The organism is Desertibacillus haloalkaliphilus, assembly GCF_019039105.1.
Taxonomy (GTDB): domain Bacteria; phylum Bacillota; class Bacilli; order Bacillales; family KJ1-10-99; genus Desertibacillus; species Desertibacillus haloalkaliphilus.
Window position 1 is genome coordinate 1 of record NZ_JAHPIV010000426.1, and the last position, 361, is coordinate 361.

At 51.5% G+C, this 361-nt stretch carries 1 protein-coding gene; it reads left to right on the forward strand.

All coding sequences use genetic code 11. The features are described 5' to 3' along the window. The coding region (locus KH400_RS30190) for a hypothetical protein (RefSeq protein WP_217228475.1) at positions 1–361 on the forward strand (361 nt) is incomplete at both ends.

A 361-nucleotide genomic window follows, 5' to 3' on the forward strand; every position in this document is an offset into this window, starting at 1 on the left:
GAAAAGGGGAGGGAGGGGGGAGAGGGGAGAAAGGAGAAGGAAAGGAGAGAGAGGGAGGAAGGAGAGGGGAAGAAGAAAGAGAAAAAGAAAGGGAAGAAAGGGGGAAAAGAAAGGGGAGAGGAGGGAAAGAGAGGGAGGGAGAAGGAAAGAAAGAGGAAAGGAAGAAGGAGGAAGAGGGGGAAGAGAGGGGGGGGGGAAAAAGGGGAAAGGAAGAGAGGAAGGAGGAAAGAGGAAAGGAAGAGAAAAAAAAAGGAGAGGAGAAGAGAGGAAAGAAAAAGAAGGGGGGAGGAAGGAAAGGAGAGGGGAAAAAAGAGGAAGGGAAAGAAAAAGGAGGGGAGAGGGGGGGAGGAGAGGAGGAAGA